Consider the following 626-nt stretch of genomic DNA (forward strand, 5'->3'; position numbering starts at 1 on the left):
CGCGGGTATTCGCAACCCGCCTCTTTCAACCATTGCTGCGTAATCTGACTGCGCAGACCGCCTCGAAAACAATAGAGATAGCCTTCTGGGTTTTCTTTTGCAAAAGCGAGCCATTTTTCGACTCGCTCATCCTTAGTTTTACCCGACACCAACTGATGGCCGAGTTTAATAGCTTCGTCCTGGCCTTTCTTTTTATAGCAGGTACCGACTTTCGCACGCTCCTGATCCGTCATTAACGGCAAGCTGACCGTATGAGGAAAAGCCCCCTTTTTAAACTCAAGCGGTGCACGGGTATCCATCATCGGGGTATCCGACAAAAACAGCGCTCTGAAGTCAGCAGTATCCGGGCGACTCATGATTAACTTCCTGTTTTGATCGTCACGCGCACGGCTGAGCCAGAACCAGGCGCAGAGCCACTGACAAGCTCACCAATGCACTCATTCTGCAAGCCTTCTTCGGCAAGAATCGCCTCGACCTTGGCTGCCTGCTCAGGGCGCACGGCAATCAATAAACCGCCGCTGGTCTGAGGGTCGCAGATGATAGCGCGCTGCTCGTCTGTCATGGCTGAAAGCTTCTCGCCGTAACTCTCGAAATTACGTTCGGTACCACCGGGCATGGAGCCCTGC

The 626-nt window shown here is 53.4% G+C and carries 1 protein-coding gene and 2 pseudogenes; all 3 read right to left on the bottom strand.

Annotation, left to right across the window (positions count from 1 at the left end; genetic code table 11):
• A pseudogene (locus B2067_RS13265) lies at positions 1–356 on the bottom strand (tRNA 2-selenouridine(34) synthase MnmH); the annotation flags it as partial.
• Between the two features lie 2 nt (positions 357–358).
• Positions 359–499 (bottom strand): hypothetical protein, encoded by a 141-nt coding sequence (locus B2067_RS16110; protein ID WP_301388752.1) that lies wholly within the window; start codon positions 497–499, stop codon positions 359–361.
• A pseudogene (locus B2067_RS16115) lies at positions 490–626 on the bottom strand (selenide, water dikinase SelD); the annotation flags it as partial. The pseudogene B2067_RS16115 and the gene B2067_RS16110, both read right to left, overlap by 10 nt.

It is taken from the genome of Thalassolituus sp. UBA2590 (assembly GCF_002339775.1).
Classification (GTDB): domain Bacteria; phylum Pseudomonadota; class Gammaproteobacteria; order Pseudomonadales; family Oceanobacteraceae; genus Thalassolituus.